The organism is Sulfitobacter sp. SH24 (assembly GCF_965641895.1).
Taxonomy (GTDB): domain Bacteria; phylum Pseudomonadota; class Alphaproteobacteria; order Rhodobacterales; family Rhodobacteraceae; genus Sulfitobacter; species Sulfitobacter dubius.
In genome coordinates this window covers 1,932,919-1,956,977 of record NZ_OZ282575.1, presented here as the reverse complement: position 1 = coordinate 1,956,977, position 24,059 = coordinate 1,932,919, and the positions used below count along the sequence as shown (strand labels likewise).

General features: G+C 61.4%; 22 protein-coding genes. 10 read left to right on the top strand and 12 right to left on the bottom strand.

Annotated features, from left to right (window positions below; translation table 11 throughout):
• The first annotated feature begins 75 nt into the window (after nt 1-75).
• The 3 genes from hfq to ACSQ16_RS12205 all read left to right on the top strand — a co-directional run bounded on the left by hfq (nt 76) and on the right by ACSQ16_RS12205 (nt 2,111).
• Nucleotides 76-315 carry an RNA chaperone Hfq gene (gene hfq, locus ACSQ16_RS12215; RefSeq protein ID WP_007119530.1) on the top strand — a complete coding sequence of 80 codons (240 nt, stop codon included), beginning with the start codon at nt 76-78 and terminating at the stop codon, nt 313-315.
• Nucleotides 312-1,610 carry a GTPase HflX gene (hflX, locus tag ACSQ16_RS12210; protein WP_243263006.1) on the top strand — a complete coding sequence of 433 codons (1,299 nt, stop codon included), beginning with the start codon at nt 312-314 and terminating at the stop codon, nt 1,608-1,610. Before hfq ends, hflX begins: the two co-directional genes overlap by 4 nt.
• 99 nt (nt 1,611-1,709) lie before the next feature.
• The gene (locus tag ACSQ16_RS12205) at nt 1,710-2,111 is read left to right on the top strand and encodes a DUF2177 family protein (RefSeq protein ID WP_243263007.1); all 402 of its coding nucleotides are present in this window, start codon (nt 1,710-1,712) and stop codon (nt 2,109-2,111) included.
• Here the strand turns inward: ACSQ16_RS12205 and ACSQ16_RS12200 are convergent.
• Complete coding sequence (locus tag ACSQ16_RS12200; RefSeq protein WP_243263008.1) at nt 2,108-2,674, bottom strand: pseudouridine synthase; 567 nt, start codon at nt 2,672-2,674, stop codon at nt 2,108-2,110. The genes ACSQ16_RS12205 and ACSQ16_RS12200 overlap by 4 nt on opposite strands.
• Nucleotides 2,671-5,139 (bottom strand): penicillin acylase family protein, encoded by a 2,469-nt coding sequence (locus ACSQ16_RS12195; RefSeq protein WP_243263009.1) that lies wholly within the window; start codon nt 5,137-5,139, stop codon nt 2,671-2,673. The genes ACSQ16_RS12200 and ACSQ16_RS12195 overlap by 4 nt, the downstream gene beginning before the upstream one ends.
• A 96-nt stretch (nt 5,140-5,235) precedes the next feature.
• Here ACSQ16_RS12195 and ACSQ16_RS12190 point away from each other — a divergent pair, with 96 nt between their 5' ends.
• Complete coding sequence (locus tag ACSQ16_RS12190; protein WP_093926348.1) at nt 5,236-6,108, top strand: NAD(P)-dependent oxidoreductase; 873 nt, start codon at nt 5,236-5,238, stop codon at nt 6,106-6,108.
• A gap of 75 nt (nt 6,109-6,183) precedes the next feature.
• Here ACSQ16_RS12190 and ACSQ16_RS12185 read toward each other — a convergent pair whose 3' ends face one another.
• Together ACSQ16_RS12185 and hemB are read right to left on the bottom strand one after the other, a co-directional pair.
• Nucleotides 6,184-6,750, bottom strand: coding sequence for a YSC84-related protein (locus ACSQ16_RS12185; RefSeq protein WP_093927205.1), 567 nt, complete (start codon nt 6,748-6,750; stop codon nt 6,184-6,186).
• A gap of 126 nt (nt 6,751-6,876) precedes the next feature.
• Nucleotides 6,877-7,881: a porphobilinogen synthase gene (hemB, locus tag ACSQ16_RS12180; protein ID WP_243263011.1), complete on the bottom strand. Its 1,005-nt coding sequence runs from the start codon at nt 7,879-7,881 to the stop codon at nt 6,877-6,879.
• Nucleotides 7,882-8,000: 119 nt separating this feature from the next.
• On the opposite strand from hemB, the gene ACSQ16_RS12175 reads away from it, so the two are divergent.
• Together ACSQ16_RS12175 and mfd are read left to right on the top strand one after the other, a co-directional pair.
• On the top strand, nt 8,001-8,528 hold the full coding sequence (locus ACSQ16_RS12175; RefSeq protein WP_243263155.1) for a component of SufBCD complex: 528 nt from the start codon (nt 8,001-8,003) through the stop codon (nt 8,526-8,528).
• Nucleotides 8,529-8,559: 31 nt separating this feature from the next.
• Nucleotides 8,560-12,036 carry a transcription-repair coupling factor gene (gene mfd, locus ACSQ16_RS12170; protein WP_243263012.1) on the top strand — a complete coding sequence of 1,159 codons (3,477 nt, stop codon included), beginning with the start codon at nt 8,560-8,562 and terminating at the stop codon, nt 12,034-12,036.
• Nucleotides 12,037-12,054: 18 nt separating this feature from the next.
• Here mfd and ACSQ16_RS12165 read toward each other — a convergent pair whose 3' ends face one another.
• Together ACSQ16_RS12165 and ACSQ16_RS12160 are read right to left on the bottom strand one after the other, a co-directional pair.
• Nucleotides 12,055-13,260 (bottom strand): multidrug effflux MFS transporter, encoded by a 1,206-nt coding sequence (locus ACSQ16_RS12165; protein ID WP_317406346.1) that lies wholly within the window; start codon nt 13,258-13,260, stop codon nt 12,055-12,057.
• A gap of 148 nt (nt 13,261-13,408) precedes the next feature.
• Nucleotides 13,409-14,053, bottom strand: coding sequence for a DsbA family oxidoreductase (locus ACSQ16_RS12160; RefSeq protein ID WP_243263013.1), 645 nt, complete (start codon nt 14,051-14,053; stop codon nt 13,409-13,411).
• A gap of 102 nt (nt 14,054-14,155) precedes the next feature.
• Between ACSQ16_RS12160 and ACSQ16_RS12155 the strand changes: the two genes are divergently transcribed.
• Nucleotides 14,156-14,779, top strand: coding sequence for a helix-turn-helix domain-containing protein (locus ACSQ16_RS12155; protein ID WP_093927201.1), 624 nt, complete (start codon nt 14,156-14,158; stop codon nt 14,777-14,779).
• Here the strand turns inward: ACSQ16_RS12155 and ACSQ16_RS12150 are convergent.
• Nucleotides 14,768-16,498 carry an extracellular solute-binding protein gene (locus tag ACSQ16_RS12150; protein ID WP_243263158.1) on the bottom strand — a complete coding sequence of 577 codons (1,731 nt, stop codon included), beginning with the start codon at nt 16,496-16,498 and terminating at the stop codon, nt 14,768-14,770. The genes ACSQ16_RS12155 and ACSQ16_RS12150 overlap by 12 nt on opposite strands.
• 402 nt (nt 16,499-16,900) lie before the next feature.
• Here ACSQ16_RS12150 and ACSQ16_RS12145 point away from each other — a divergent pair, with 402 nt between their 5' ends.
• The gene (locus tag ACSQ16_RS12145) at nt 16,901-17,686 is read left to right on the top strand and encodes a 3-hydroxybutyrate dehydrogenase (protein ID WP_276521398.1); all 786 of its coding nucleotides are present in this window, start codon (nt 16,901-16,903) and stop codon (nt 17,684-17,686) included.
• A 5-nt stretch (nt 17,687-17,691) separates the two neighbouring features.
• Entirely contained in the window at nt 17,692-18,726 is a 1,035-nt protein-coding gene (locus ACSQ16_RS12140) for a patatin-like phospholipase family protein (protein ID WP_243263014.1), read from the top strand.
• Here ACSQ16_RS12140 and ACSQ16_RS12135 read toward each other — a convergent pair.
• From ACSQ16_RS12135 to ACSQ16_RS12120, 4 genes are all read right to left on the bottom strand, one after another.
• Complete coding sequence (locus ACSQ16_RS12135) at nt 18,706-19,458, bottom strand: DUF502 domain-containing protein (protein ID WP_435988515.1); 753 nt, start codon at nt 19,456-19,458, stop codon at nt 18,706-18,708. The two genes, ACSQ16_RS12140 and ACSQ16_RS12135, sit on opposite strands and share 21 nt — an antisense overlap.
• Nucleotides 19,459-19,542: 84 nt before the next feature.
• Nucleotides 19,543-20,475: a pseudouridine-5'-phosphate glycosidase gene (locus ACSQ16_RS12130; protein ID WP_243263016.1), complete on the bottom strand. Its 933-nt coding sequence runs from the start codon at nt 20,473-20,475 to the stop codon at nt 19,543-19,545.
• Nucleotides 20,472-21,356, bottom strand: coding sequence for a PfkB family carbohydrate kinase (locus tag ACSQ16_RS12125; RefSeq protein ID WP_243263017.1), 885 nt, complete (start codon nt 21,354-21,356; stop codon nt 20,472-20,474). Before ACSQ16_RS12125 ends, ACSQ16_RS12130 begins: the two co-directional genes overlap by 4 nt.
• A 42-nt stretch (nt 21,357-21,398) precedes the next feature.
• On the bottom strand, nt 21,399-22,226 hold the full coding sequence (locus tag ACSQ16_RS12120; protein ID WP_243263018.1) for a DUF4198 domain-containing protein: 828 nt from the start codon (nt 22,224-22,226) through the stop codon (nt 21,399-21,401).
• Here ACSQ16_RS12120 and ACSQ16_RS12115 point away from each other — a divergent pair.
• A complete protein-coding gene (locus ACSQ16_RS12115) occupies nt 22,225-23,370 on the top strand; it encodes a HupE/UreJ family protein (RefSeq protein ID WP_243263019.1) in 1,146 nt (381 codons plus the stop codon). The two genes, ACSQ16_RS12120 and ACSQ16_RS12115, sit on opposite strands and share 2 nt — an antisense overlap.
• 40 nt (nt 23,371-23,410) lie before the next feature.
• Here the strand turns inward: ACSQ16_RS12115 and ACSQ16_RS12110 are convergent, their stop codons facing one another.
• Nucleotides 23,411-24,034 carry a thiamine phosphate synthase gene (locus ACSQ16_RS12110; protein ID WP_243263020.1) on the bottom strand — a complete coding sequence of 208 codons (624 nt, stop codon included), beginning with the start codon at nt 24,032-24,034 and terminating at the stop codon, nt 23,411-23,413.
• Nucleotides 24,035-24,059 lie beyond the last annotated feature (25 nt).

Genomic DNA, 24,059 nt, shown 5'->3' with positions numbered 1-24,059 from the left:
CTTTCGCACTCCATACTTGAGGCAATGGGGGGGTCCGGTACGCGGACGCCAGCAAGAACAAAAGGCGAGACTACCATGGCGTCAGACAGACAAAACCTTCAGGATGCGTTCCTCAACCACGTTCGCAAGACCAAAGTACCGGTGACAATTTTCCTGATTAATGGCGTCAAATTGCAGGGCGTGATTACTTGGTTTGACAACTTTTGCGTTCTGCTGCGCCGTGACGGTCAATCGCAACTGGTCTACAAACACGCGATTTCGACCATCATGCCGAGCCAGCCGATCAGCCTTTACGAGGGCGAAGACGCTTCTTGAGCCGTCCAGCATTTCAGATCGATAACAGTGACGGGCCCCGCGTAACACGCGCTTGGGTGCTGCATCCTGATATCAAATCCGACAACGACCGGCGCGCGCCTGAGCCCGCGCTGGCCGAAGCCGTTGCATTGGCAGAAGCGCTGCCAGAGCTTGAAGTGGTGGGGGCCGAAGTCGTGCCCCTGCGTACCGTTCATGCCGGGATGCTGTTTGGCAAAGGCAAGATCGAGGAACTCGATCAGCGCATGAAGGAAGCCGAGGTTGAGCTTGTGCTGGTCGACGGTCCGGTGACCCCGGTTCAGCAGCGCAACCTTGAGAAGGCTTGGGGCGTCAAGCTGCTCGACCGCACCGGTTTGATTTTGGAGATCTTTAGCGACCGCGCGGCGACCCGTGAAGGGGTGCTTCAGGTCGAGATGGCCGCGCTAAACTACCAGCGCACGCGGCTTGTGCGCGCGTGGACCCACCTTGAGCGGCAGCGGGGCGGTTTGGGCTTTGTTGGTGGTCCGGGTGAGACTCAGATCGAGGCGGACCGCCGCGCCATCGACGACCAGTTGGTGCGCCTGCGCCGCCAGTTGGAAAAGGTCGTAAAAACCCGCGCCTTGCACCGCGCCGCCCGTGCCAAAGTGCCGTTCCCGATTGTCGCGCTCGTCGGTTATACCAACGCCGGGAAGTCCACGCTTTTCAACCGTTTGACCGGGGCCGAGGTCATGGCGAAAGACATGCTTTTTGCCACGCTCGACCCAACCATGCGCAGCCTCGTGCTGCCCGATGGACCTGAGATCATCCTCAGTGACACGGTGGGTTTCATCAGCGATTTGCCCACGGAACTCGTCGCCGCCTTCCGCGCCACGCTGGAAGAGGTTTTGGCCGCCGATATCATCTGCCATGTGCGCGATGTTTCCCACGCCGAGACTGAAGAGCAGGCGCAGAACGTGCGCGATATTCTCGCCTCACTCGGCGTGCCGAAAGAGACCCGCAGTTTCGAGGTCTGGAACAAGCTGGACCTGCTGCCCGAAGACCGGGCCGACGCCATGCGCGCCCGTGCTGCGCGCAACGACGACGTGCTGGCGATCTCGGCCATCACCGGTGAGGGGCTTGAGACGCTGCAAGAGACCATTGCCGAAGCGCTGCAAGGTGCGGTGCGCAAGGCCGAATTGACCCTCGGCTTTGCCGAAGGCAAGAAACGCGCGTGGCTGTTTGCGCAGGACGTGGTCGAAGGTGAGCGTCAGACCGAAGACGGGTTTGAGATCACCGTGCGCTGGTCCGCGCGCCATGAGGCTGAGTTTCAGCAGATTTAAAAGCTACGGCGCAGGCTGGGGCAATTTTTGCCCCGGCAAGCATCGAAATCGGCTCGCTGCGTCGCATATGGTGAAACGACCTTTTGCGGAGCGCGCCACATGACCCTGATCATCCTTTATATCACAACCGCCGTTATCTTCCTCGGGCTGGATTACCTTGGGCTGACCTATCTGATCAAACCTGTGTTTGAGCGTGATATCGGAGACTGGCTGCTGGACGAATTCCGCGTCGCCCCGGCGCTGATCTTCTACGCCTTCTTCGTGGCGGTGGTGCTGTGGTTCGTGTCCTGGCCTGCGATGACAGGGGATCATTCGCTGCTCTGGGTCTTTGGCAATGCATTGCTGATCGGCGCGATGGGCTATGGCACCTATGAGTTCACCAATCTGGCGACACTCAAGGATTGGACATGGGCCATGGTGGCGCGGGACTTCGCTTGGGGGTCGGTTCTGACCGGCACGGCGGCGACCGCAGGTGTGGCGATCACCCGCGCGTTGACCTAGCGGCCATTCTCGGTCGACCAGCGCCAAGCGCCCGGTTGCAGACCGGCCAGTTCCCAATCGCCCACGCTGGCGCGGATCAGCCGCAGGGTGGGCAGCCCCACATGCGCCGTCATGCGCCGCACTTGCCGGTTGCGCCCCTCGCGGATGGTGATGCGCAGCCAAGCGTCGGGCACCGTCTTGCGAAAACGTACCGGCGGGTCGCGCGGCCAGAGGGTCTCGGGCGTGTCGATCTGATCTACCTCCGCAGGTTTCGTAAGGCCGTCTTTAAGCTCCACACCTTTGCGCAACGCCTCTAAGGCGGCGGCGTCCGGTGTGCCTTCGACCTGCACGAGATAAGTCTTGGGTCGCTTGTACTTGGGATGCGCGATGCGGGCCTGTAGCGGGCCGTGATCGGTCAGCACCAATAAGCCTTCGCTGTCACGGTCCAGCCGCCCGGCGGGATAAAACCCCTTTTCATCGACATAGGCCGAGAGGGTTGGGCGGCTGCTGCCCTCGGTGCCCTTATCGGTGAATTGCGACAGCACGCCGTAGGGTTTGTTCAGCAGGATGACACGGGCGGTCATTGTGCAGGCTCCAGACGGGTCACGCCCACGGCGGCGGCGCGGGCCAGTTCGGCATCCAGCGACATTGGGATATATTCACCGCGCCGCCAGAGTTGCGCCATGTCGTCATAATGGCGCGACAGGAAATGCCCTGATTGCCCGGTGGAGGTCACGAAAACCGAACTGTCGGGATCGGCAAAGTCGTAAACCCCGCGGTAGCCTGCGCCATGGACGTTATAGAACGGGTCTTTCCCGGTGCCGCGGGTCAGCCCGCGTTGCAGGGTGTTATCTCCGCCCGAGGTCGATTGCCTGATGTTCACAAAATAGCGCAGGAGCGGCACCTCGCCCAAGACAGGGTGGTCATGGGTGGCCTGATGCGCGTCGCCCCAGCGGAGGGACTCAAGCTGCGTGCCCCAAGTCTCCTTGATCCAGAGCAGTGCGTCGTCCAGCGCCAACCGCGCCATGTCGTGGCAGGTCTCTACCGGCGCGGATTGGCGCACGTCACACCATTCCGCGGCTCCCTGCACATCGCGGAAGGCGCGTTCGATAAACAGCGGTTGGACGTGGGTGAACTCTTCGGCAAGTGGCCCCAGTTCATCGCGGATCAGACGGTCCTGTAGTGCGCGGATCCATGCGGCATAGATCAGCGGCTCGGGCAGGTGTTCGTTCATCTCACCCGACCAGCCCGCGAGCAGGTCGAGCGCGCGCTGGCGCTGGCGCTCCGGCGTGCCATCGGGGGCGGCCTCTCCGGTGAACCAAAGCTCCGCTCCGATCAGCGGCAGGAGCGCGCGGGCCGTGGGGCTGACCGTATCAAGCTGCGCTTCGATGAAACTGTCGCGGGTATGTACCTCGCGGTTTTGCATCAGCCGCTGCCAGCGTTGCACCCGCTGTGTATCGCCCCAGACGAAGGAAACGTGGTTGGGGAAGGGGCGGTCAACCGTCTTGTTGTTGGTATTGCCGAGGATGCCGCCCGCGGGGGCGATGAATTCAGGGTTCGCGGTATAGGGCAACTTGCCGTCCCAGCGGTTGGCGGCGATCCAGCCGGGGCTGGGCATGCGCCCTTCGCTTTGGTGATTGGCATCGCGGCGCGGCATGGCGCCGATGGTCTTCATCGCGATGGTGTCGCGGTCCACCAGTGTGAGGTTCTGCGCCGGGGCTACATAATCGGTCGCGGCATTGATCGCCTGCTGCACCGATTTCGCGCGCATCACCTTCATCGCGGCGGCAAGCGAGGGGTCTTCTTCGGTAAAGAGCGTCGAGGCGACAGAGGCCACGTGCCCCGGCGGCGTGATGCTGCCAAGGTTGTAATGGCTGCCGGGCAGCACCGGGCCATTGTCGGTCCACCGCAGGGTGACGGTGATCGGATCGGCGTCAGCGATATTGATAATTGACGAGCGTTTACGGAACTTCTTGAACCCGTCGGGGGTGCGGTACTCCTCGGTATTATCGGGGTTCAGCTCTTCGATATAGACGTCTTGGTCGTCGACATAGGCGGTGGTCAGGCCCCAGCCCAGATCGGCGCTGCGGCCGGTGAGCACCACGGGCATGCCCGGAATGGTGCCGCCGATCACGCCGCCGGTCTCAAGCTCCAGCCGGGCCAGATACCAGATCGCCGGGGCGGTGAACCCCAAGTGCGGATCATTGGCCAAAAGCGTGCCGCCCGCAGCAGAGCGCGTGGGCGCGGCGGCCCAAGCGTTGGAAGCGCCAGCGAAGGCCTGCCGCTTGAATGGCGACAGCGGGTGACTGTCCATCGGGGCCGCTGCGGCGTGGCGCGTTGTCACCTCGGGGAAGAGGGCGGCATATTCAGGCAGGGCGGCGACCCCGCTGCCCGGCGCTTCGGGCAGGATATCGCGCAGGCGATCTTGGTCGCTTAACTCCAACGACACCCGCGCGCGCAGCACTTCGGCCTCCAGATGGCCCGACATTTGCAGGCCCATCAATTTGGTGATCGCCAGTGAATCCGCAGGCCGCCACGGGGCCATGGGCGCATTGAACAGCCACATCTCGGGCGCGCCACGGCCCAAGGCTTCGGTGTTGATCTGATCTAGGCGGGCGTTGATCCCGGCTGAATAGGCTTCAAGCGCTGATTTAGTTTCGGGGTCAAGCTTATCCGCAGAGGCCACGGCGAGCCGATAGATATCATAGCGGCGCATCAGTTTGTCGGTGGTCACGGTGGCGGTGCCGAAAACCTCAGACAGCCGCCCCTGCGCGGTGCGACGCAGGGTGATCAACTGCCAGAGGCGGTCTTGGGCGTGGGCAAAACCGAGGCCGAAAAACACATCCGCGTCCGTCTCACCAAAAATATGCGGCACATTGGCATTGTCGCGCACGACCTCCACAGGGGCAGTGACGCCGCGCACCTCAACCGTATCGTCATAGTCGGGTAGGGATCGCGCGGCGAACCAATAGACCAGCAGCAAAACCACGACACTCAGCGTGACGAGAAACACCGCCGATCGGATAAGCCAGCGAAACATCAATGCCATCGGGGGTTCCTCGGCTGGCGCGCAGATTGACCGGAGCGCGCAGGGTGGTAGGTGTTGTGACAGGGAATAACGCAACTGAATGATAAGGAAAAGCACATGGCAAAGCTCGCGTTTTTGGGACTGGGGGTCATGGGGGCTCCGATGGCGGGGCATCTGCAAAAAGCCGGCCACGAAGTGACCGTCTATAACCGCACCGAAGCCAAGGCCGAAGACTGGGTGAAAACCTATGGCGGCGCCATGGCCAAGACCCCGCACGCGGCGGCAAAGGATGCGGATTTCGTGATTGCCTGCGTTGGCAATGACGATGACCTGCGCTCGGTCTGTCTGGGAGAGGACGGGGCCTTTGGCGGCATGACGGCGGGGGCGATCTTTGTCGATCACACCACCGTTTCGGCGGCGGTTACGCGCGAACTTTATGCCGCCGCCGATGACGCGCAGGTGAGCTTTGTCGACGCGCCGATTTCGGGCGGTCAGGCAGGAGCGGAAAACGGCCAATTGTCGATCATGTGTGGCGGAGATGAGGGCGCCTTTGACCGGGCGCTCCCGATCATGGAGGTCTATTCCAAGATTTGCCGCCGCATTGGCGACAGCGGGGCGGGCCAAATGACCAAGATGTGTAATCAAATCGCTATCGCCGGGCTGGTGCAGGGCCTCTCTGAGGCGCTGCATTTCGCCGAAAAAGCCGGGCTTGATGGCCGCGCGGTGGTTGAGGTGATCAGCCAAGGTGCCGCCGGGTCATGGCAGATGGCGAACCGCTATGAGACCATGCTGGACGATGAGTTCAACCACGGTTTCGCAGTGGATTGGATGCGCAAGGATTTGGGTATCTGTCTGGACACAGCGGATGAGACAGGGGCGAGCCTGCCGGTCACGGCACTCGTCGATCAGTTCTATAAAGACGTGCAAAAGCAAGGCGGCGGGCGTTGGGATACGTCAAGCCTGATCAAACGCCTGCGCGCCATGGGCTAAGGCGTTTGCGCATGAAAAAGGGCAGCGCCGGGTGAAACTGGCGCTGCCCTTCAAAGACCATCGGTCGACCCTGCGTTAGGGAATGATCCGCGTGTATTTCGTACCTTCCAGCGTGGCGCCAAGGCGCAGGCCCGCGCGGCCAAAGACCGCCGCCAGCACTGGGGCCATGACGGTTGTGGTATCGGCGCTTACGCTGTCGCCCTTATCGGAAATCACATATTCCAAACCGGCGCCAGCGGCCCAACCCGGCGAGCTGCGGAATTCGCGCAAAGCAGGCTCGGTCATAAAGAACAGCACATGCGCATATTGCTGCGCGCCGATCTGCAAGCCGCCCGAAGCTTTGGTTACTGAATAGTAGTCCACCGTTACGTCGTTGACGCGCAGCGCGCCGCGCCCGTATGCACCGCCAAAGCCTAGGCCCGCTTCGGTGACCAGCGGCATGACCAACATGCCATTGGCCTTTTCGGCCAGCTGCCGTGTGTTGGGATAGCCGCGGTACATTTCGGCCAGTGTTGCGTCGACGCGCGCGTCGATCATGGCGCTGCCACGCCCGCCCACGCCGTTGCCGCATGCCGCCGTCACGCCAAGCGCCGAAAGGGCGCCCAAGGTCACAATGCGCCGATTGTATGTTCGATTGCTCATGTTATCTGCCTGTATGTTCAAGATCGGTTGCCTGCTGCCGGTTTTCCCGACTTATGCGCGAGATTACGCATAATCACGCGCTTTGTCATGTCGGTTGGACCCTTTGCGCAGATTTACGCCCTCAGGTCACGCGCTTTTGGCCAAAAGCCGGGCAACATCGGGGGCAAAGTAGGTGAGCACCCCATCACAACCTGCGCGCTTAAAGGCCAAAAGGCTCTCCATCATCGCGCGTTCGCCGTCGATCCACCCTTGGTCTGCCGCGCCCCGGATCATGCTGTATTCGCCGGAGACCTGATAGGCGAAGGTCGGCGCGCCAAAGGCGTCTTTCACACGGCGGCATATGTCCAGATAAGGCATGCCGGGTTTGACCATGACCATATCCGCGCCTTCCGACAGGTCGCGCGCCACCAGCCGCAGGGCTTCGTCGCTGTTGGCGGGATCCATCTGATAGGTCTTTTTGTCGCCGGTCAGGGCCGAAGAGGCCCCCACCGCATCGCGGAACGGGCCGTAGAATGCACTGGCATATTTGGCGGCATAGCTCAGAATCATCACGTCATGATGCCCGGCCTGCTCAAGAGCGTCGCGGATCGCGCCGATGCGACCGTCCATCATGTCCGACGGCCCGATGATGTCCGCCCCCGCATCGGCTTGGGCCAGCGCCATCTTGACCAGCGCCTCAACCGTGCGGTCATTCACGATGATGCCGTCTTCGACAAAACCGTCGTGGCCGTTGATGTTATAGGTGTCCAACGCGACATCGGTCATCACCACCATCTGCGGCATGGCCTCTTTGATTGCCGCGATGGCGCGGTTGGTGGCGTTTTGCGGATCCCAGGCGCGGGCGCAATCCTCGGTCCGGTCCTCGGGGCCGGTATAGGGAAAGACGCAGACCGTGCCGATGCCCAGTTCCGCCGCCTCGCGCACCGCCGCGACCAGCGTGTCGACCGAGCGGCGCATGACCCCGGGCATGGAGGGGATCGGCTCTTCCACGCCGTCGCCTTCGCGCACGAAAACCGGCCAGATCAGATCGCCCAGTTGCAGGTCATTCTCGCGCACCAACGCGCGGATACCGGCGTTGGCGCGGGTGCGCCGCAGGCGTGTGGCGGGGAAGGGGGCGTGGACGGGTTGCATCAAAATTACCTCAGAATGGCTTGGCACGGGCTTGCCATGTATTTTTGAACGCCTCAACCCTATGAATTGTCGCGTCGGACAGCTAAGAGATGCGAACTCAATTTTCGGACGAGCACGCCTTGGACTGGTATCAGACCCTTTTCGAAATGATTGACATGCGCTCTTTCTCGAACCTTTGGTTCTGGATCGCGCTGGCTGTGATGTGGTCCACCGCAAGTCATTGGGTGCTGGGCGTGCCCTTTGACATGGTGCTGCGCGCCCGGCGTCATGGCGGTGAGGCGCAGGTTGATCTCGAAGACATCGTGCGCATCAATGTGAACCGTCTGCTCTATATCTCGCACGTCTCGGGCCTCTGGCTCTTGGGGCTTGGGTTCTTCGTGCTGACCTCTTTGGTGCTTTTAGGGTTTGCCTATGGCATCGAATTTGCCCAAGCCCTGCTTCTGCTGGGTTTTCCCATGTCTTTGGTTGGGCTGCTGAGCTTGTCGACCGCGCGGCTGATACGCATGGAAGGGTCCAGTGGCGACGTGTTGCAGCGACGTCTGATGCGTCACCGCCTCTATACCCAGGTCATCGGCATGGTCGCGATCTTTGTGACCGCGCTTTGGGGAATGTATCAAAATCTAAACCTTGGCCCGCTCGCGGGTTGACAGGCCACGCCGCAGGCCCAATTGAGACCCGATGAACGATCCGCGCAATATCACCCTCTCCGGCGTTCCCGAAGGCTTTGATGCCCGCGCCATCCTTGATGAAATCGCCAAAGGCGGCCAGCCGGTGGCCCATGTGGCGCGCGATGACAAGCGTATGGCCGCGATGCAGGCCGCGCTGCGCTTTTATGCGCCTGATATGCCGGTGTTCACCTTCCCAAGCTGGGATTGCCTGCCCTATGACCGTGTGTCGCCCAATGCGGATATCTCTGCGCAGCGCATGGCGACCTTGGCGGCACTGGTGCATGGGATGCCGGATCAGTTTGTTCTGCTGACCACGCTGAACGCAGCCAGCCAACGCATCCCCGCGCGGGACACCCTGCGCGATGCCGCCTTCGCGGCACGTGTCGGCAGCCGGATTGACGAAAAAGCGTTGCGCGAATTTTTGGTGCGTATGGGATTCGTGCAAAGCCCCACGGTGATGGAGCCGGGCGACTATGCGGTGCGGGGCGGGATCATCGACATCTACCCGCCCGGCGATCTTGGCCCGGTGCGGCTCGATCTCTTTGGAGATGTGCTGGACGGCGCACGCCGCTTTGACCCGGCGACGCAGCGCACCACGGAAAAGCTTGATCTGGTGGAGCTGGCCCCGGTCAGCGAGGTAATCCTAGACGAGGCGGCGATCACCCGTTTCCGGCAGAACTATCGCATTGAGTTCGGCGCGGCGGGCACCGATGATCCACTTTATGAGGCAATCAGCGCGGGCCGCAAACATCAAGGCGCGGAACATTGGTTGTCGTTTTTCCACGACAATCTCGAAACGCTCTTTGACTATCTGCCGAAAGCCACGATAACGCTGGACGATCAACTGACGCCCATGCGCCTCGCGCGGTGGGACACGATTGCCGACCAATATGAGACGCGTCAACTGGCGATGAAAACGCGCTCCAAAATGGACAGCGTTTATAAACCCGCGCCGCCCGAAGGGCTATATCTGACCGACGACGCTTGGAACGAGGCGTTGATTGGGAAACGGGTAATCCAGTTCAACCCATTGCCGCAGCCCACTGGGCCGGGCGTGATGGACGCAGGTGCGCGGATCGGGCGCAATTTTTCGCCCGAACGTCAGCAGGAATCTGTCAGCCTTTTCGGTGCTTTGGCTGCGCATATTAAAGCAAAGCTTGAAGTGGGGCCGGTGCTGGTCGCCAGCTATTCCGAAGGCGCACGCGAACGCCTGACGGGGCTGATAGAAGACGAAGGGTTGGCCGAAGCGATCCCGGTGACAGATGCCACACGCATCGGTAAACGCGGGCTGCATCTGGCCGTTTGGGCGTTGGAGCACGGGTTCGAAGCGCCGGGGATGACGGTGATTTCCGAGCAAGACGTGCTGGGCGACCGCCTCATCCGCGCCCCGAAACGCAAGCGCCGGGCCGAGAATTTCCTGACCGAAGCGCAAAGCCTCAGCCCCGGCGATCTGGTGGTTCATGTGGACCACGGTATCGGGCGCTATCACGGCATGGAAGTGGTGACGGCAGCGGGCGCGGCGCATGAATGTCTCGTGCTGGAATATGCTGAGCAATCAAAGCTTTATCTGCCTGTTGAGAACATCGAACTGCTGTCGCGCTATGGCCATGAAGAAGGGCTGCTGGACAAGCTCGGCGGTGGGGCGTGGCAGTCGAAGAAGGCCAAGCTTAAGGAACGTATCCGCGAGATGGCGGACAAGCTCATCCGCATCGCGGCAGAGCGGGCGCTGCGCAAGGCCCCCGTTCTCGACCCGCCGCCGGGCATGTGGGATGCCTTCTCGGCGCGCTTCCCCTATAGCGAGACCGATGACCAGCTGCGCGCAATTGGCGATGTGATCGACGACCTGACCAGCGGCAACCCGATGGACCGTCTGGTCTGTGGCGACGTGGGCTTTGGCAAGACCGAGGTCGCCATGCGTGCGGCCTTTGTTGCAGCCATGTCCGGTGTGCAGGTCGCCGTAATCGCGCCGACGACTCTGCTGGCGCGGCAGCACTACAAGAGCTTTGCCGAACGCTTCCGCGGCTTTCCGATTGAAGTGCGCCAGTTGAGCCGTTTCGTCTCGGCTAAAGAGGCGACGGCGACGCGGGACGGGATGGCTAAAGGCACCGTCGATATCGTCATCGGGACCCATGCGCTGCTCGCGAAGGGCATCCGGTTCAAAGACCTTGGATTGCTGGTGATCGACGAAGAGCAGCATTTTGGCGTGGGTCACAAGGAGCGGCTCAAGGCGCTGCGCACGGACATTCACGTGTTGACCCTCACCGCGACGCCGATCCCGCGCACGCTGCAACTGTCGCTGACCGGGGTGCGCGATTTGTCGGTGATCGGCACGCCGCCCGTCGACCGTCTGTCGATCCGCACCTATGTGAGCGAATTCGACGCGGTGACGATCCGAGAGGCGCTGCTGCGGGAGCATTATCGCGGCGGGCAGAGTTTCTACGTGGTGCCGCGTGTGTCGGACTTGCGCGAGATTGAGGAGTTCCTCAAGGCGCAACTGCCTGAATTAACCTACGTTATTGCCCATGGGCAATTGGCGGCGGGCGAGTTGGATGACCGGATGAACGCCTTTTACGACGGCAAGTTCGACATTCTGCTGGCCACGACAATCGTTGAATCCGGCCTCGATATTCCCACCGCCAACACGATGATCGTGCACCGGGCCGACATGTTCGGGCTGGCGCAGCTCTACCAGATCAGGGGCCGTGTGGGCCGCTCGAAAACCCGCGCTTATGCGTACCTCACGACCAAACCGCGCGCCAAGCTGACGGATACCGCCCAAAAACGTTTGCGGGTGTTGGGCAGTCTCGACACGCTCGGCGCGGGCTTTACGCTGGCGTCGCAAGACCTTGATATTCGCGGGGCGGGCAACCTGCTGGGCGAAGAGCAAAGCGGCCAGATGCGCGATGTAGGCTTTGAGCTTTACCAGTCGATGCTGGAAGAGGCGATTGCCAAGATCAAAGCCGGCGAGATGGAGGGTCTCAGCGAGGCCGACGAGCAATGGGCGCCGCAGATCAACCTTGGCGTGCCGGTGCTGATCCCCGAAGATTATGTGCCTGATCTGGATGTGCGCTTGGGCCTTTACCGCCGTCTCAGCGAGCTGTCGACCAAGGTGGAACTTGAAGGTTTTGCCGCCGAGTTGATCGACCGTTTCGGCAAGCTGCCGAAAGAGGTCAACACGCTGATGCTGGTCGTGCGGATCAAGGCCATGTGCAAACGCGCCGGGATCGCCAAGCTCGATGGCGGGCCGAAGGGCGCGACGATCCAGTTCCACAACGACAAGTTCGCCTCGCCCGAGGGGCTGGTGCAGTTCATTCAGGATCAGCGCGGTCTGGCCAAGGTCAAGGACAACAAGATCGTTGTGCGCCGCGATTGGAAGTCGGATGCCGATAAGATCAAGGGTGCCTTTGCCATTGCACGTGACCTTGCTGAACATGTGATCGCCAAAGAGAAAACCGCAAAGAAGGCAAAGGCAAAGGCAAAGGGCTAAGCCCCTGTAAGGCGGCGGTTATTCCGCCGCCGCCGGTTGCCGGTTCTCAACCCGTCCCATGTAGAGCATCATCCCATAGGCCGCGATCGCCATAACAAGCATCGCCAGCGCCAGCGGTTTGGTCGTGCCATCAAACATCAGCCCCACGGGGGAGGCAATCAGCGCGGCCAGCACTGTTGAGATCGCGCCTACGACAGAGGCCGCCATGCCCGCGATATGGCCCATCGGCTCCATCGCAATGGCGTTGAGATTGCCCAACGTCAGCCCCGCTTGGAAGAACAGGCAGGTCTGGAAGAAGACGAAGGCGGCAAAGCCGTAAGGGTCGGGCAGGGCGCCGAGGTTCAGGAAATACATGGCCCCTGACAGCAGAATTTGAAAGCCAAAGGCGATGCTCACCAATCGGCGCATGCCATAGCGCACCACCAGCAGCGCATTGATCAGGCTGGCGCTGGCCGCCACAACGGCGATGCCCCCGAACCACAGCGGGAAGCTCTCTCCCCTACCATAGACGGTGTCATAGATCGGCTGCACCAGCATGATCATTGAAAATAGCATCGCCAAGGCCAGCGATTGCACAAGGATCGACAGGCGCACCGTGCGGTGTCCGATCAACTCGCGCACGGCGCCGATGATCAGACGCGCCCGCAGGGGGCGGCGGTTTTCTGGCGGCAGTGTTTCGGGCAGGCGCAGGCCCATCCAGACCACCGAGATGATCGAGAAGGCCATGAAGGCGATGAAAATCGCGCGCCAGCCTGCCGTGAGGATGATTCCCGCGCCCAGCATCGGGGCCATTGCTGGCACCAGTGCGAATACCATCATCACCACCGACATGATCCGTGCCATCTCGCGCCCTTGATAGAGGTCACGAATGATTGCCACGGCCACCACGCGGGGGCCGGAGGCGCCGAGCCCTTGAAAAATACGGGCCACGAGCATGACTTCCAGAGAGTTGCTCATCCATGCCACGAAGGCCGACAGCGAATAGAGTGCCGCGCCGCCAAAGACCACGTTGCGGCGACCGAAAGCATCCGACAACGGCCCGCTAAAGAACGTGCCCAGCCCCATGCCCAGCACGAAGGCCGTGAGGATCAGCGGGGCGCGGTGGGCGAGTTCGGGCGAGAGTTCTGCTGCAATCTCAGGCAGGGCGGGCAGCATTGCATCGATGGAAAAGGCGATGGTAGCGGTCATCATCGCGATGAGGCCGACGAATTCGATCCGCCCCATAGAGAATTCTGGGTTTTGAGTGGTCACGGGCGCGCGCTCCGGCGATTGTCCCGAACGGCGGATCCGTTTGGGCAGGCTTCAGGGAATAACTTGTGGTTGCGCTATCGATAATCGAGAACGCTTAACTTGGCAATGATTGCCGCCCCGTTTAGCTCTGTTGCTTGGTCAAATCGGCAATGACCTGCGCCCATAGCTCAGGCGGCTGCGCGCCCGGCACGGCATGGGCATTGGCGATGATGAAAGTGGGGACCGAGTTCACCCCCATTTTACGGCTATGGGCATCGCGGTCGCGGATGTCCTGCGCGTCGACATCGGATTTCAGCAGGCGAGCGACCACGGCGGCGTCCATTTCGATACTGTCGGCGATATCAGCGAGCACTTCGGCGTCTCCAATGTCACGGGCATCGACAAAATAGGCTTTAAAAAGGGCGGAGACAGCGGCGGTCTGGCGGCCCTCAATCCCGGCCCAATGGATCAGGCGGTGGGCATCCAACGTGTTCGGCGTGCGCTTCATCGCCTCAAAGTTGATGTTCAGCCCGGCTTTTTCAGCGTGTTCCACGACTGGCGCATAGGCTTTCACCGCGCCTTCTTTGCCGCCGAATTTGCCTTCGAGATACGCACGGCGGTCCATCCCTTCGCGCGGCATCTCGGGGTTCAGCTGGAACGGGTGCCATTCAATTGCGAAAGGATGATTGGGATGGTCCTGCAACGCGCGGTCCAGATGCGCCTTACCGATATAGCACCACGGGCAGATCGGGTCTGACATGATATCGAGTTTGATCGCTTCGGCCATGGTGCGCCCCATCTATTGCTGCGCAATGGGCATAGCGGGGTGCGGCGGGTATCGCAAGCGGGCAGCGTTGCAAGCGCCTTTGGGCGCGGCTATAGCAGGTCCATGACAGAGACGCCGCACCGTTCCATGATCCAGATCGCCCGCGAAAGCGGCGCAAGCGAGACCGCCCCGCCGGTCGACCTTGGCGCGCGGGTGCGCGAGTTGCGCAAGGCGCGCAATTGGACGTTGGAGCAGGCGGCCCGGCAGGCCGGATTGGCGCGCTCCACGCTTAGCAAGATCGAGAACGGGCTGATGTCGCCCACCTATGACGCGCTGAAAAAGCTCGCCGTGGGGTTGGAGATTACGGTGCCGCAACTGTTTACGCCGCCTGCGGGGGAGAAGATCACCGGGCGCATGGCAGTGACCCGCGCCGAAGAGGGCGCGGCCAAGGCCACAGGCACCTACGAGCATGTTCTGCTGGCCGACGCCCTGCGCAAGAAACAGATGCTGCCCTACCGCGCCCGCATCCGCGCGCGGCGGATGGAGGAGTTCGACGGCTGGGTGCGCCATGACGGCGAGGAATTCCTCTATGTGCTGACCGGCATGGTGCGGCTTTTTACCGAGTTCTACGAGCCTGTCGACATGCGCCGGGGCGATAGCGCCTATTACGACGCCACCATGGGGCACAATGTCGTCTCGCTCAGCGATGAGGATGCGACGATCCTTTGGGTAACCTCACTGGTCTGAGCCTTCGGCCGGTTGCCACCACCAAACCTCGGGCATGAAGTTCGGCCCGTCGCCGTAAAGCGGGATCGTGTCAGGGTATGCCATGCGCGCGTCATGGGCGATCAGCCCCTCGTCGAACTGCCAGAAGGGAATGACATAGCGCCCAGCGGTGAGGATACGGTCCAGCGCGCGGGTGGCGGCGACGAAATCCGCCGTCTCACGCGCTTGCAGCATCTGATCGATCATCGCATCGACGGCGGGAGAGCGCACGCCCATGAGGTTGCGCGTGCCGGGCAGATCGGCGGCCTCTGACCCCCAATAAAACCGCTGCTCCGTGCCGGGGCTGAGCGATAGGGCGCGGCGGAAGAAGGTCATGTCGAAGTCATATTCGTTCTGCCGCGCCACGAATTGCGCGTCATCAACCGTTTCAATCTGCGCCGTGATCCCAAGCCGCTTTAGCGCCTGCGTGTAAAGCTCAGCAATAGCTAGGTTTTCACGGCTGCCTTTGGACAGAAGGATGGTGAATGTCAGCGGCGTGCCATCCGCGCGGCGCATGACGCCGCCCTCAGCTTCATAACCCGCAGCGCTGAGTTGCTGCATCGCCGCGCGAATGCCTGATCGGTTGCGGGCAGAGCCGTCGGCCACGGGCAGCGTATAGCCGTCCACCGTGCCCGGCGGCAGGGTGTCGGCGTAGTCAGCCAGCAAATCGAAGACGCGGCCTGTCGCAGGTCCATCGCGCATGGCAAGGTCGGAGTTGGAGAAATATGAGGTGATCCGGGGCAGGGCGCCGCCGGTCAGCGTTTCGTTGATATACTCGAAGTTGAAGGCGGAGATCAGCGCGTCGCGCACCCGCCAATCGTCAAAGGGCGCGCGGCGGGAATTCATGACAAAGCCGGTCATGCCCGAGGGTTTGCTATGCGGAAAACTGGATTTCACCACCTCGCCCCGGTTGATCGCCGGGAAGTCATATTGCGTGGCCCAAGTCTCGGCATTGAATTCGCGCACGGCTGAGATTTGGCCGGCCTTAAATGCCTCGAACAACACATTGGCATCGCCGTAGAAGTCGATTTTGACTTCATCGTAATTATGCGTGCCGCGGCGGAAAGGCACCTCGACCCCCCAGTAGTCAGGATTGCGCGTCAGCGTGACATGGCGGCCCGCTTGATAGTCGCTGATGACGTAAGGGCCAGTTCCTAGTGGTATTTCGGTCAAGGGGGCATTGGCGAAGTCCTGACTTTCCCATTGCGCTTTGCTGAGAATGGGGCGCATCCCGGCGAGCAGGGCAAGCTCACGGTTGTCGCTGTCAAAGGTCATCCGCAGGCTGCGCGGGCCGGTTTGTTCGATGCTTTCGATCTGCTGGCGCAGCCCGTGGTAGCGGGGGTGGCCCTCAGTGCCCAGCAGGTCGAACGAGAAGATCACATCTTCGACGGTGACCGGGCTGCCATCGGAAAACCGTGCTTCCTCACGCAGGGTGAACTCTACCCATGAACGGTCGTCTGGCACCTCAATGCTTTCAGCCAGCAAGCCATAAAGCGCGAAAGGTTCGTCCCATGAGCGGCCCATCAAGGTCTCATGGGTGAAATGCGGCAACTGCCAAGGCGCGGTGCCTTTACGGACGAAGGGGTTAAGGCTGTCGAATCCCCCGGTATTGCCCAGAACGATCTCTCCGCCCTTTGGAGCCTCGGGATTTACGTAAGGAAGAGCGGTGAAATCGGCAGACAGTTCAGGCTCACCGTACATGGCGATTCCATGCTGAGGGGCAGCCCAGGCCGTGCCAGAGAGCAGAATCAGTGAAGAAAGCGCCGCAACGCCCCGTCCTGTCGAGAAAAAATCCCAGCTCATTTTTGAAACAATCACGATCTGCCCTTATTTTGTTGGAGTTAATCCATACCCGCGGATTCCCGCCTTATCAAACTTTTAGCTTGGATTGTGACCATAGAAGGCGTATACAGAGGTCACTGCTCGATAGGTTTCTTGCCTGTATGAAACCTGCCTCAATAACTTACGCCCGCCTCGTGCGGGCGTTTTTTTTTGGCCTATCGCTCGCCAGTTTCCTCCCTTGGCGGTTTCGCGCGCAAACCCTTTCCCTTTGCCCGCTTCGCAGTACATGATGCAGTCGCAGCATGAACAAGGAGAAGCGCCATGGCTTTCACAATCGACCTGTCCGGCAAGACTGCGGTGATCACCGGATCGAATTCTGGAATCGGACTGGGCATCGCCTGGGAACTGGCGCGGGCCGGGGCCGATATCGTGTTGAACTCTTTTACCGATGACGAGGCGGATCATGCGTTGGCGCAGAAGATGGCCGACGAATGCAACGTAACCGCCCGGTACATCAAGGCCGATATGTCAAAGGGAGCGGAGTGTCGGCGTTTGATCGCCGAAGCCGGGTCTTGTGACATTCTGGTGAACAACGCAGGCATCCAGCATGTGGCTCCGATCCCTGAGTTTCCGACTGAGAAATGGGATGCGATCATCGCGATTAACCTGTCGTCGGCCTTCCACACCACTGCCGAAGCGCTGCCGATGATGCGCAAAGCGGGCTGGGGGCGGGTGATCAACATCGCCTCGGCGCATGGCCTGACGGCTTCGCCCTATAAATCCGCCTATATCGCCGCGAAACATGGGATTGTGGGCCTCAGCAAGACGACCGCACTGGAAACGGCGAAGGAGCCAATCACCTGCAACGCGATTTGCCCGGGCTATGTGCTGACCCCCATCGTCGAAAAGCAGATCCCCGACACGATGAAAGAATACGACATGAGCCGCGAAGAGGTAATCGAACAGGTCATGCTCACGCGCCAGCCTTCGCGTGAATTTGCCACTGTCGAGCAGATGGGCGGCACCGCGACGTTCCTGTGCTCTGACGCGGCGGCCCAGATCACCGGCACGACCATCAGCGTTGATGGCGGCTGGACAGCGTTGTAAGCGCCGTGGCGGTCAAAAAACGCATTAACCTCGCCCTCCAAGGGGGCGGCGCGCACGGCGCTTTCACTTGGGGGGTGTTGGATCGGCTGTTGCAGCAGGACGATCTGGAAATCTGCGGCATCTCCGGCACCTCAGCCGGGGCGCTGAATGGTGCGGCGCTGAAATCGGGCATGATCTCAGGCGGGCGCGAGGGGGCGCGAGAGAACCTTGATTGGCTCTGGGGGCAGGTGTCGGGCATTTCTGACCTGCGGCTATCGCATTGGCTCGCGCCCTTTGGGTTGGATAAGCTCAGTCAGGCGATGGAATATTCCCTGCCCATGGCGATCTCAGACTCGCTGACGCGGGTCGTGTCGCCCTATGCCTATGGGCCGTTCTATCGCAATCCACTCGAAGATGTCGTGGTGCGGTTCGACTATGGCAAAGTGGGGGCGCAGAAACCGCCGTTCTTCTTTGTCTGCGCCACGCGGGTGCGCAACGGCAAGATCAGGGTGTTTGAGGGGGACGAGATCGGCCCCGATGCTTTGCTGGCCTCGGCCTGTCTGCCGACGATTTTTAAGGCGGTTGAGATTGACGACGCCCAAACCGGCCAGCGCGAAGCCTTTTGGGACGGTGGCTATACCGGCAATCCGGCGCTGTTTCCGCTGTTTCGCGACGACTTGCCGGAGGACATCGTGGTGGTGAACATCAACCCGCTAGAGCGTGAAGATCTGCCGACGACGCCCCAGCAGATCCAGAACCGGATCAATGAGATCAGCTTTAACTCCAGCCTCTTGCGGGAGATGCGCGCGATTGATTTCGTGCAGCGCCTGATTGCGGATGGCACCCTGCCAGAGGGGCGGATGAAGCGGGTCCACATGCATATGATCGCCGATGACGCGCTCATGGCGCAGCTGTCTGTGGCAACCAAGATGTTGCCCAATCCGGCGGTGATACGAGCGCTGCATGAAGCGGGTGTCGCGGCGGCGGATCAATTCCTAGCGGATCACTTTGACGACCTGAACCAGCGCAGCAGCGTCGATCTACCCGCGATGTTCGGCTGAGTCTTCGGGGTCCGACAGGGCCAGCGCCCCGGGCAGATCAGTACCGGGGCGTGGTGGATAGACCAGCCCGGCAGAGATCACCAGTTTCGCCGCGTCCTCGACGCTCATGTCGAGTTCGATGACATCGGTACGGGGGACGAACAACAAGAACCCCGAGGTGGGGTTGGGGGTGGTCGGCAGAAAGACAGAAAGCATTTCTCCATTGGCACCGGTGCGTTTGAGCACTTCGCCTTTCGCCTCGGTGGAGATAAACCCGAGCGCCCAGATCCCGCGCCGGGGGTATTCGATCAGGCAGGCGGTCTCGAAACTCCGCTCGGATTGGGCAAAGATCGTCTCGGAAATCTGCTTGATGCCGGAATAGATCGTGCGCACCACGGGGGTACGCTCCACAAGACTTTCGGCAAAGCGGATCATCGAGCGGCCAATAAGACCCTTCGCGGCCCAACCAACCATGATCGTAAAGATCAAGAAGATCACCACGCCAAGGCCGCGCACGTTAAACTGCAACGATGGGTCAAGGCCGAGGAAATCTTGGAGCAGGCGGTCAGGGTGATAGGCTTTGGGCACCAGCGGCAGCACAAAACCGTCGATCCAGCCGATCACACTCCAGATCAGCCAAATGGTTAGTCCGACAGGCGCAATCACAACCAACCCGGTCAAGAAGGACGCCCGCAGCCTTGCAACAAGGCTGCGCCGGACCTGCGTCGGGTCGGGATCGAAAGGTGTGTTCATCTGCGCCGTTTTCCGAAGAGTTAATCGCAACATAGCTAAGGCGTCTGCCCCGGCCCGGCAATGGCTCGACGGTGTTTTTCGCCTTTAACGCGGCAGGTTGACGAGGTTTGCGGCGATCTTGGCCCCTAGCCGGGCATTGTTGCGCACCAATGCGATATTGGCGGTGAGCGAACGGCCCTCGGTCAGTTCAAAGATGCGCTGGAGCAGGAACGGGGTCACGCCCTTGCCGTGCACGCCTTGGGCGTCAGCCTCAGATTGTGCTTGGGCGATGATCGGGGCCAGTTCGGCGGCGGGGATTTCTTCATCCGCCGGGATCGGATTGGCCACGAGTTGACCGCCGGGGAGACCCATGGCAGCGCGGGTGCGGTGGGCTTTGGCAATCGCGCCCGCGTCATCGAGACGCAGCGGCGACTGCAATTCGGATCCCGCGCTCCAGAAGGCGGGAAAGCTGTCTTGGCCCACGGTGATGACCGGCACGCCTTGGGTTTCCAACACTTCCAGCGTTTTCGGCACGTCGAGGATCGCCTTGGCGCCAGCGGCAATGACGGTGACGGGGGTCTGTGCCAGTTCCATCAGGTCGGCGGAGATGTCAAAGCTTTCCTCCGCGCCTTTGTGTACGCCGCCGATGCCGCCGGTGGCGAAGACTTCGATGCCTGCAAGATTAGCGGCGATCATGGTGGCGGCGACGGTGGTGGCCCCTGTGCCGCCCGACGCGATGCAGACGGCCATATCGGCGCGCGAAAGTTTCGCCACATCTTTGGCCTGCGCCAGATCGCTAAGCTGGTCGTCGTCCAAACCGATGTGCAACGCGCCACGGATCACGGCGATGGTGGCGGGCACGGCCCCGGCATCGCGGATGTCCTGCTCAACCTGCCGCGCCACTTCGAGGTTTTGCGGATAGGGCATGCCATGGGTGATGATGGTGCTTTCCAGCGCCACGATCGCGGCACCGCTTTCGCGGGCCTTGGCCACTTCGGCGCTGAAGGTGAGGGGCAGGGCGGAAGGGGCGGTTGTCATATCTTGGTCTCTCCGGAAACGTAAAGGGCAGCAGCGTCGAGTGCGGCCTTGAGGGCGGGTTGCGCGACGGCCCCGCCAAGTTCGGCAGCCACATGGGCGGCCATGAATGTGTCGCCTGCGCCCGTGACACGGGCCACATGGACCGAGGGCGGGGTGAGGGTGATGATATCATTCCCTTGCCCCACGGTGGCGGGGTTGCCGCCATCTGTCACTACAGCACGGCGCGCGCCACGGGCCAGCAGGGCGCGGGCGGCGGTGGGGGAATCGTCAAAGCTGGCCTGACACAGCAGCCCGGCCTCTTCGAGGTTCACGTAAAGCGTGCCGCGCCCGGCCTTCAGGAAGGGCGTCAGCCGCAGCGCTTTGCCGGGCGAGGCGGGGGCGACGCGCAGATCGGCCTCAGCCAGTAGCGGGCTCTGCGCCATGCTAGCGAGCAATTCGACAGTGAGATTGCCATCTAGCGCCACGGCGCCTTTATAGGGCGCAGGCAGGCTGCCATCCTCCAGCGGGCGCAGAATTTTATCCCCCGCAGCCTCCAGCGAATGGGCATCGGCAATCGCGGCAATCAACCCGTTCGAGCCTTCGACGGCCATATAGCGGTCCGTCGGCAGATCGTCGGAGCGGTAAACGTGATCGGTGATCAGACCGCGCAACGTACAGGCGGCGATTAATTCATCCCCCTCCGCGTCGCGACCAACGGCGGACAACAGCGCGGGCGTCAGCCCAAAGCGCGCCAATGCCATGCCGATGTTCAGCGCCACGCCGCCCGGCAAACGCGTGATGCGCCCCGGCATGTCAGAGCCTTGGCGCATGGCGTTTTCAGAGCGGCCGATCACGTCCCAAAGGACGGAGCCAATGCACAGGATATCAGGTGTTCTGGTCATGCGGCGCTTCTAGCCGCCAAGCGTTACCGCGCGCAAGCGGCCTTATTGTGGCACCGCAAATGTCAGCGCGGCCCAGAGTGTTTCCCAAGCGGGTTGGTCGAGGTCATAGCCTTCGCCTGTTTTGGCATTCTCTGCCGGGCGCAGAACCACTGCATCAAAGAGATACTCATGGCCTGGCGTTACCGGAATCACTGCTTTGCCGTCTTCATCGGTACGGTGCCTTGAAATGGTGACACTGTCATCCGGGGCGCGGTCAAAAACTTCGATCTGGGCATTGGCGCGCGGCGCATCTTGATAGAGCAGCGCGACTTTCATCTGATTGTCAAAATCAACCTCATAGGGATTCGTCAGGGCAACAAATTCGGTGGCCATGCCGGTAGCGGCGTCTTGTCCGTTGCCCGACCCTGTGGCGATCAGGGTTTTGACGTGGCGCGTGTAACTCTCGATGATTTTGTCCTGCGACCAGCCGTTGGCGATGTGATCTGCTTCGGCTTGGGGGAAATCCTTATGCTCGGCAAAGGAAAGGAACTTCTCCCATTCGGTGTAGGTCACTCTGGAGGGGGTGGTTTCGGCCACCGCGACCACCAGCGCATCGCGATCCGGCGCGGGAAGCTGCAAGGCCGGGTTGTCACCTGCACGGGGGGAGAGGTCATAGTGCTGCCCCTCTACCAAAAGCTCAAAGCGTGTGAGGCGGTTGGGCAGATAAGGAAAGGTTGAGCCAACAAACTCTTCGCCGTTGCGAAAATGCGCCGCGATGTTTTCGCCGCTTTCCACTTGATAGTTCAGCGGCGACAGCCAGTATTCATGTGCAAAGATCGGCGTTGCCGATAAGATACTGAAAATAATGACAGACGACAGGGACATTTTCATGCAGAGAACTTTCATTTGGCTAAGATCCAAGCTGGCGTTGCTATGGGTTTTGTCAAGCGCGATCCTTTTCTCAGCGGGTGCTGCGGTGCAGGCCCATGAGGTCAAACCCACGATTGCAGATTTGACGGTCGCCGAGGGCCGCGCCGTGCTGGAGTTTCAGATTAACCTAGAGGCACTGCTGGCAGAGATCGATCTGGACAGTGTCGAGGACACAGATAATGCTGAAAACGCCGGGGATTATGACGCCCTGCGCAGCCAGCCTGCGGCGGATATCGCGGCCCTTGCGCCAGATCTTTTGCCAACTTGGAACAGCCTGCCGCTGCTCAGCGTGGACGGTGAGGCGATCGCGCTTGAGAGCGTGGCGGTCGACGTGCCTGATGGGGTTGATCCTGAACTGCCGCGCGACAGCCTGTGGCGATTACAGGCGCCCGTGCCCGGCGGTGCAGAGCGTATCCAAGTCACTTGGCCCGAAGGCGCAGGCGCGTTGGTACTGCGGCAACAGGGCGTCGAGGTGCCTTACACCGGCTATCTGTCTGGTGGTGAGGTTAGCCCCGAGATCGACCTTGCGGGCGGTGATGCGCAAAGTGGGTTGCAGGCGTTTGTCAGCTATATCCCGGTTGGGTTCGACCACATTCTGCCCAAGGGGTTGGATCATATCCTCTTTGTTTTGGGGCTTTTCTTCCTGTCGACCCGGCTGCGGCCGCTGATCTGGCAAGTTTCGGCCTTTACCTTGGCGCATACGGTGACATTGGCGCTTGGTGCGATGGGCTGGGTTAACGTGCCCGGTGCGATTGTCGAGCCGCTGATCGCCGCGTCCATTACCTATGTCGCGGTCGAGAATATCTTCCACTCTGGTTTGAACCGCTGGCGACCGTTGGTGATCTTTGGCTTTGGCCTCTTGCACGGGCTTGGGTTTGCCTCGGTGCTGGGCGACTTTGGGCTGCCTGCGGGGCAGTTTGTGCCCGCGCTGATCGGCTTTAATATCGGGGTGGAACTGGGCCAGCTTGCGGTGATCGCGATTGCATTTGTGCTGGTTGGCTGGGCGATGACGCGAGATTGGTATCGCCGCGCCATCGCGGTGCCCGCCTCCTGCGTGATCGCGGCGGTTGGGGCCTATTGGTTCATTGAGCGGGTGTTTCTGTAAGCGAGTGGGCAGCCCTTAACCGGGCTGCCCAAAGGGCCGATCAGCCCAGCATGGCGGCGATCAGGGTGGCAAGTTCGGCCACCGGATCGTCCTTGTCCCAAATCTCGGCTCCGATGCCGAAGAAATCTGTGCGTGGGGCCAGTTTGCGGATCATGTCGATGTCGAGCGCACCTTCGGCGACGACGGGCACTTCGATCACCTCGGACCACCACTGGAACAGATCGGCTTCGGCAAAGCTGCCATCGCCAAGCGCGCTGGCCTGCGTGGGGCCAAAGCTGACATAATCCGCCCCCGCTTCGCCTGCTGCCATGCCTTCGTGCCGCGAGGTGCCGCAATAGCTGCCGACAATCGCGTCCTCACCCAATTCCTTGCGGGCATGGCGCACGGTGCGGGCCGCGTCGCTCAGATGTACGCCGTCTAGGCCAAGGCGTTCGACCATCAACAGGTGATCCGAGATCACCAAGGCCACATCGCGCGCATGGGTAACCTCGCGCAGCGCGTCACCGGCGCGAGACAGGCGGTCTTCGTCGCGTGTCGACAGAGCCATCCGCACACAGGCAATCGGATGCGCGTCCAGCACGGCGGCCAGTTGCGCGGGGAATTGGCTCAGCTCAACTTCGGGTGGGGTGATAAGGTAAATCTGCGGTTGTTCTGGCGCGTCCATGGTCACTGTCCTTGCTCGGGTCTGG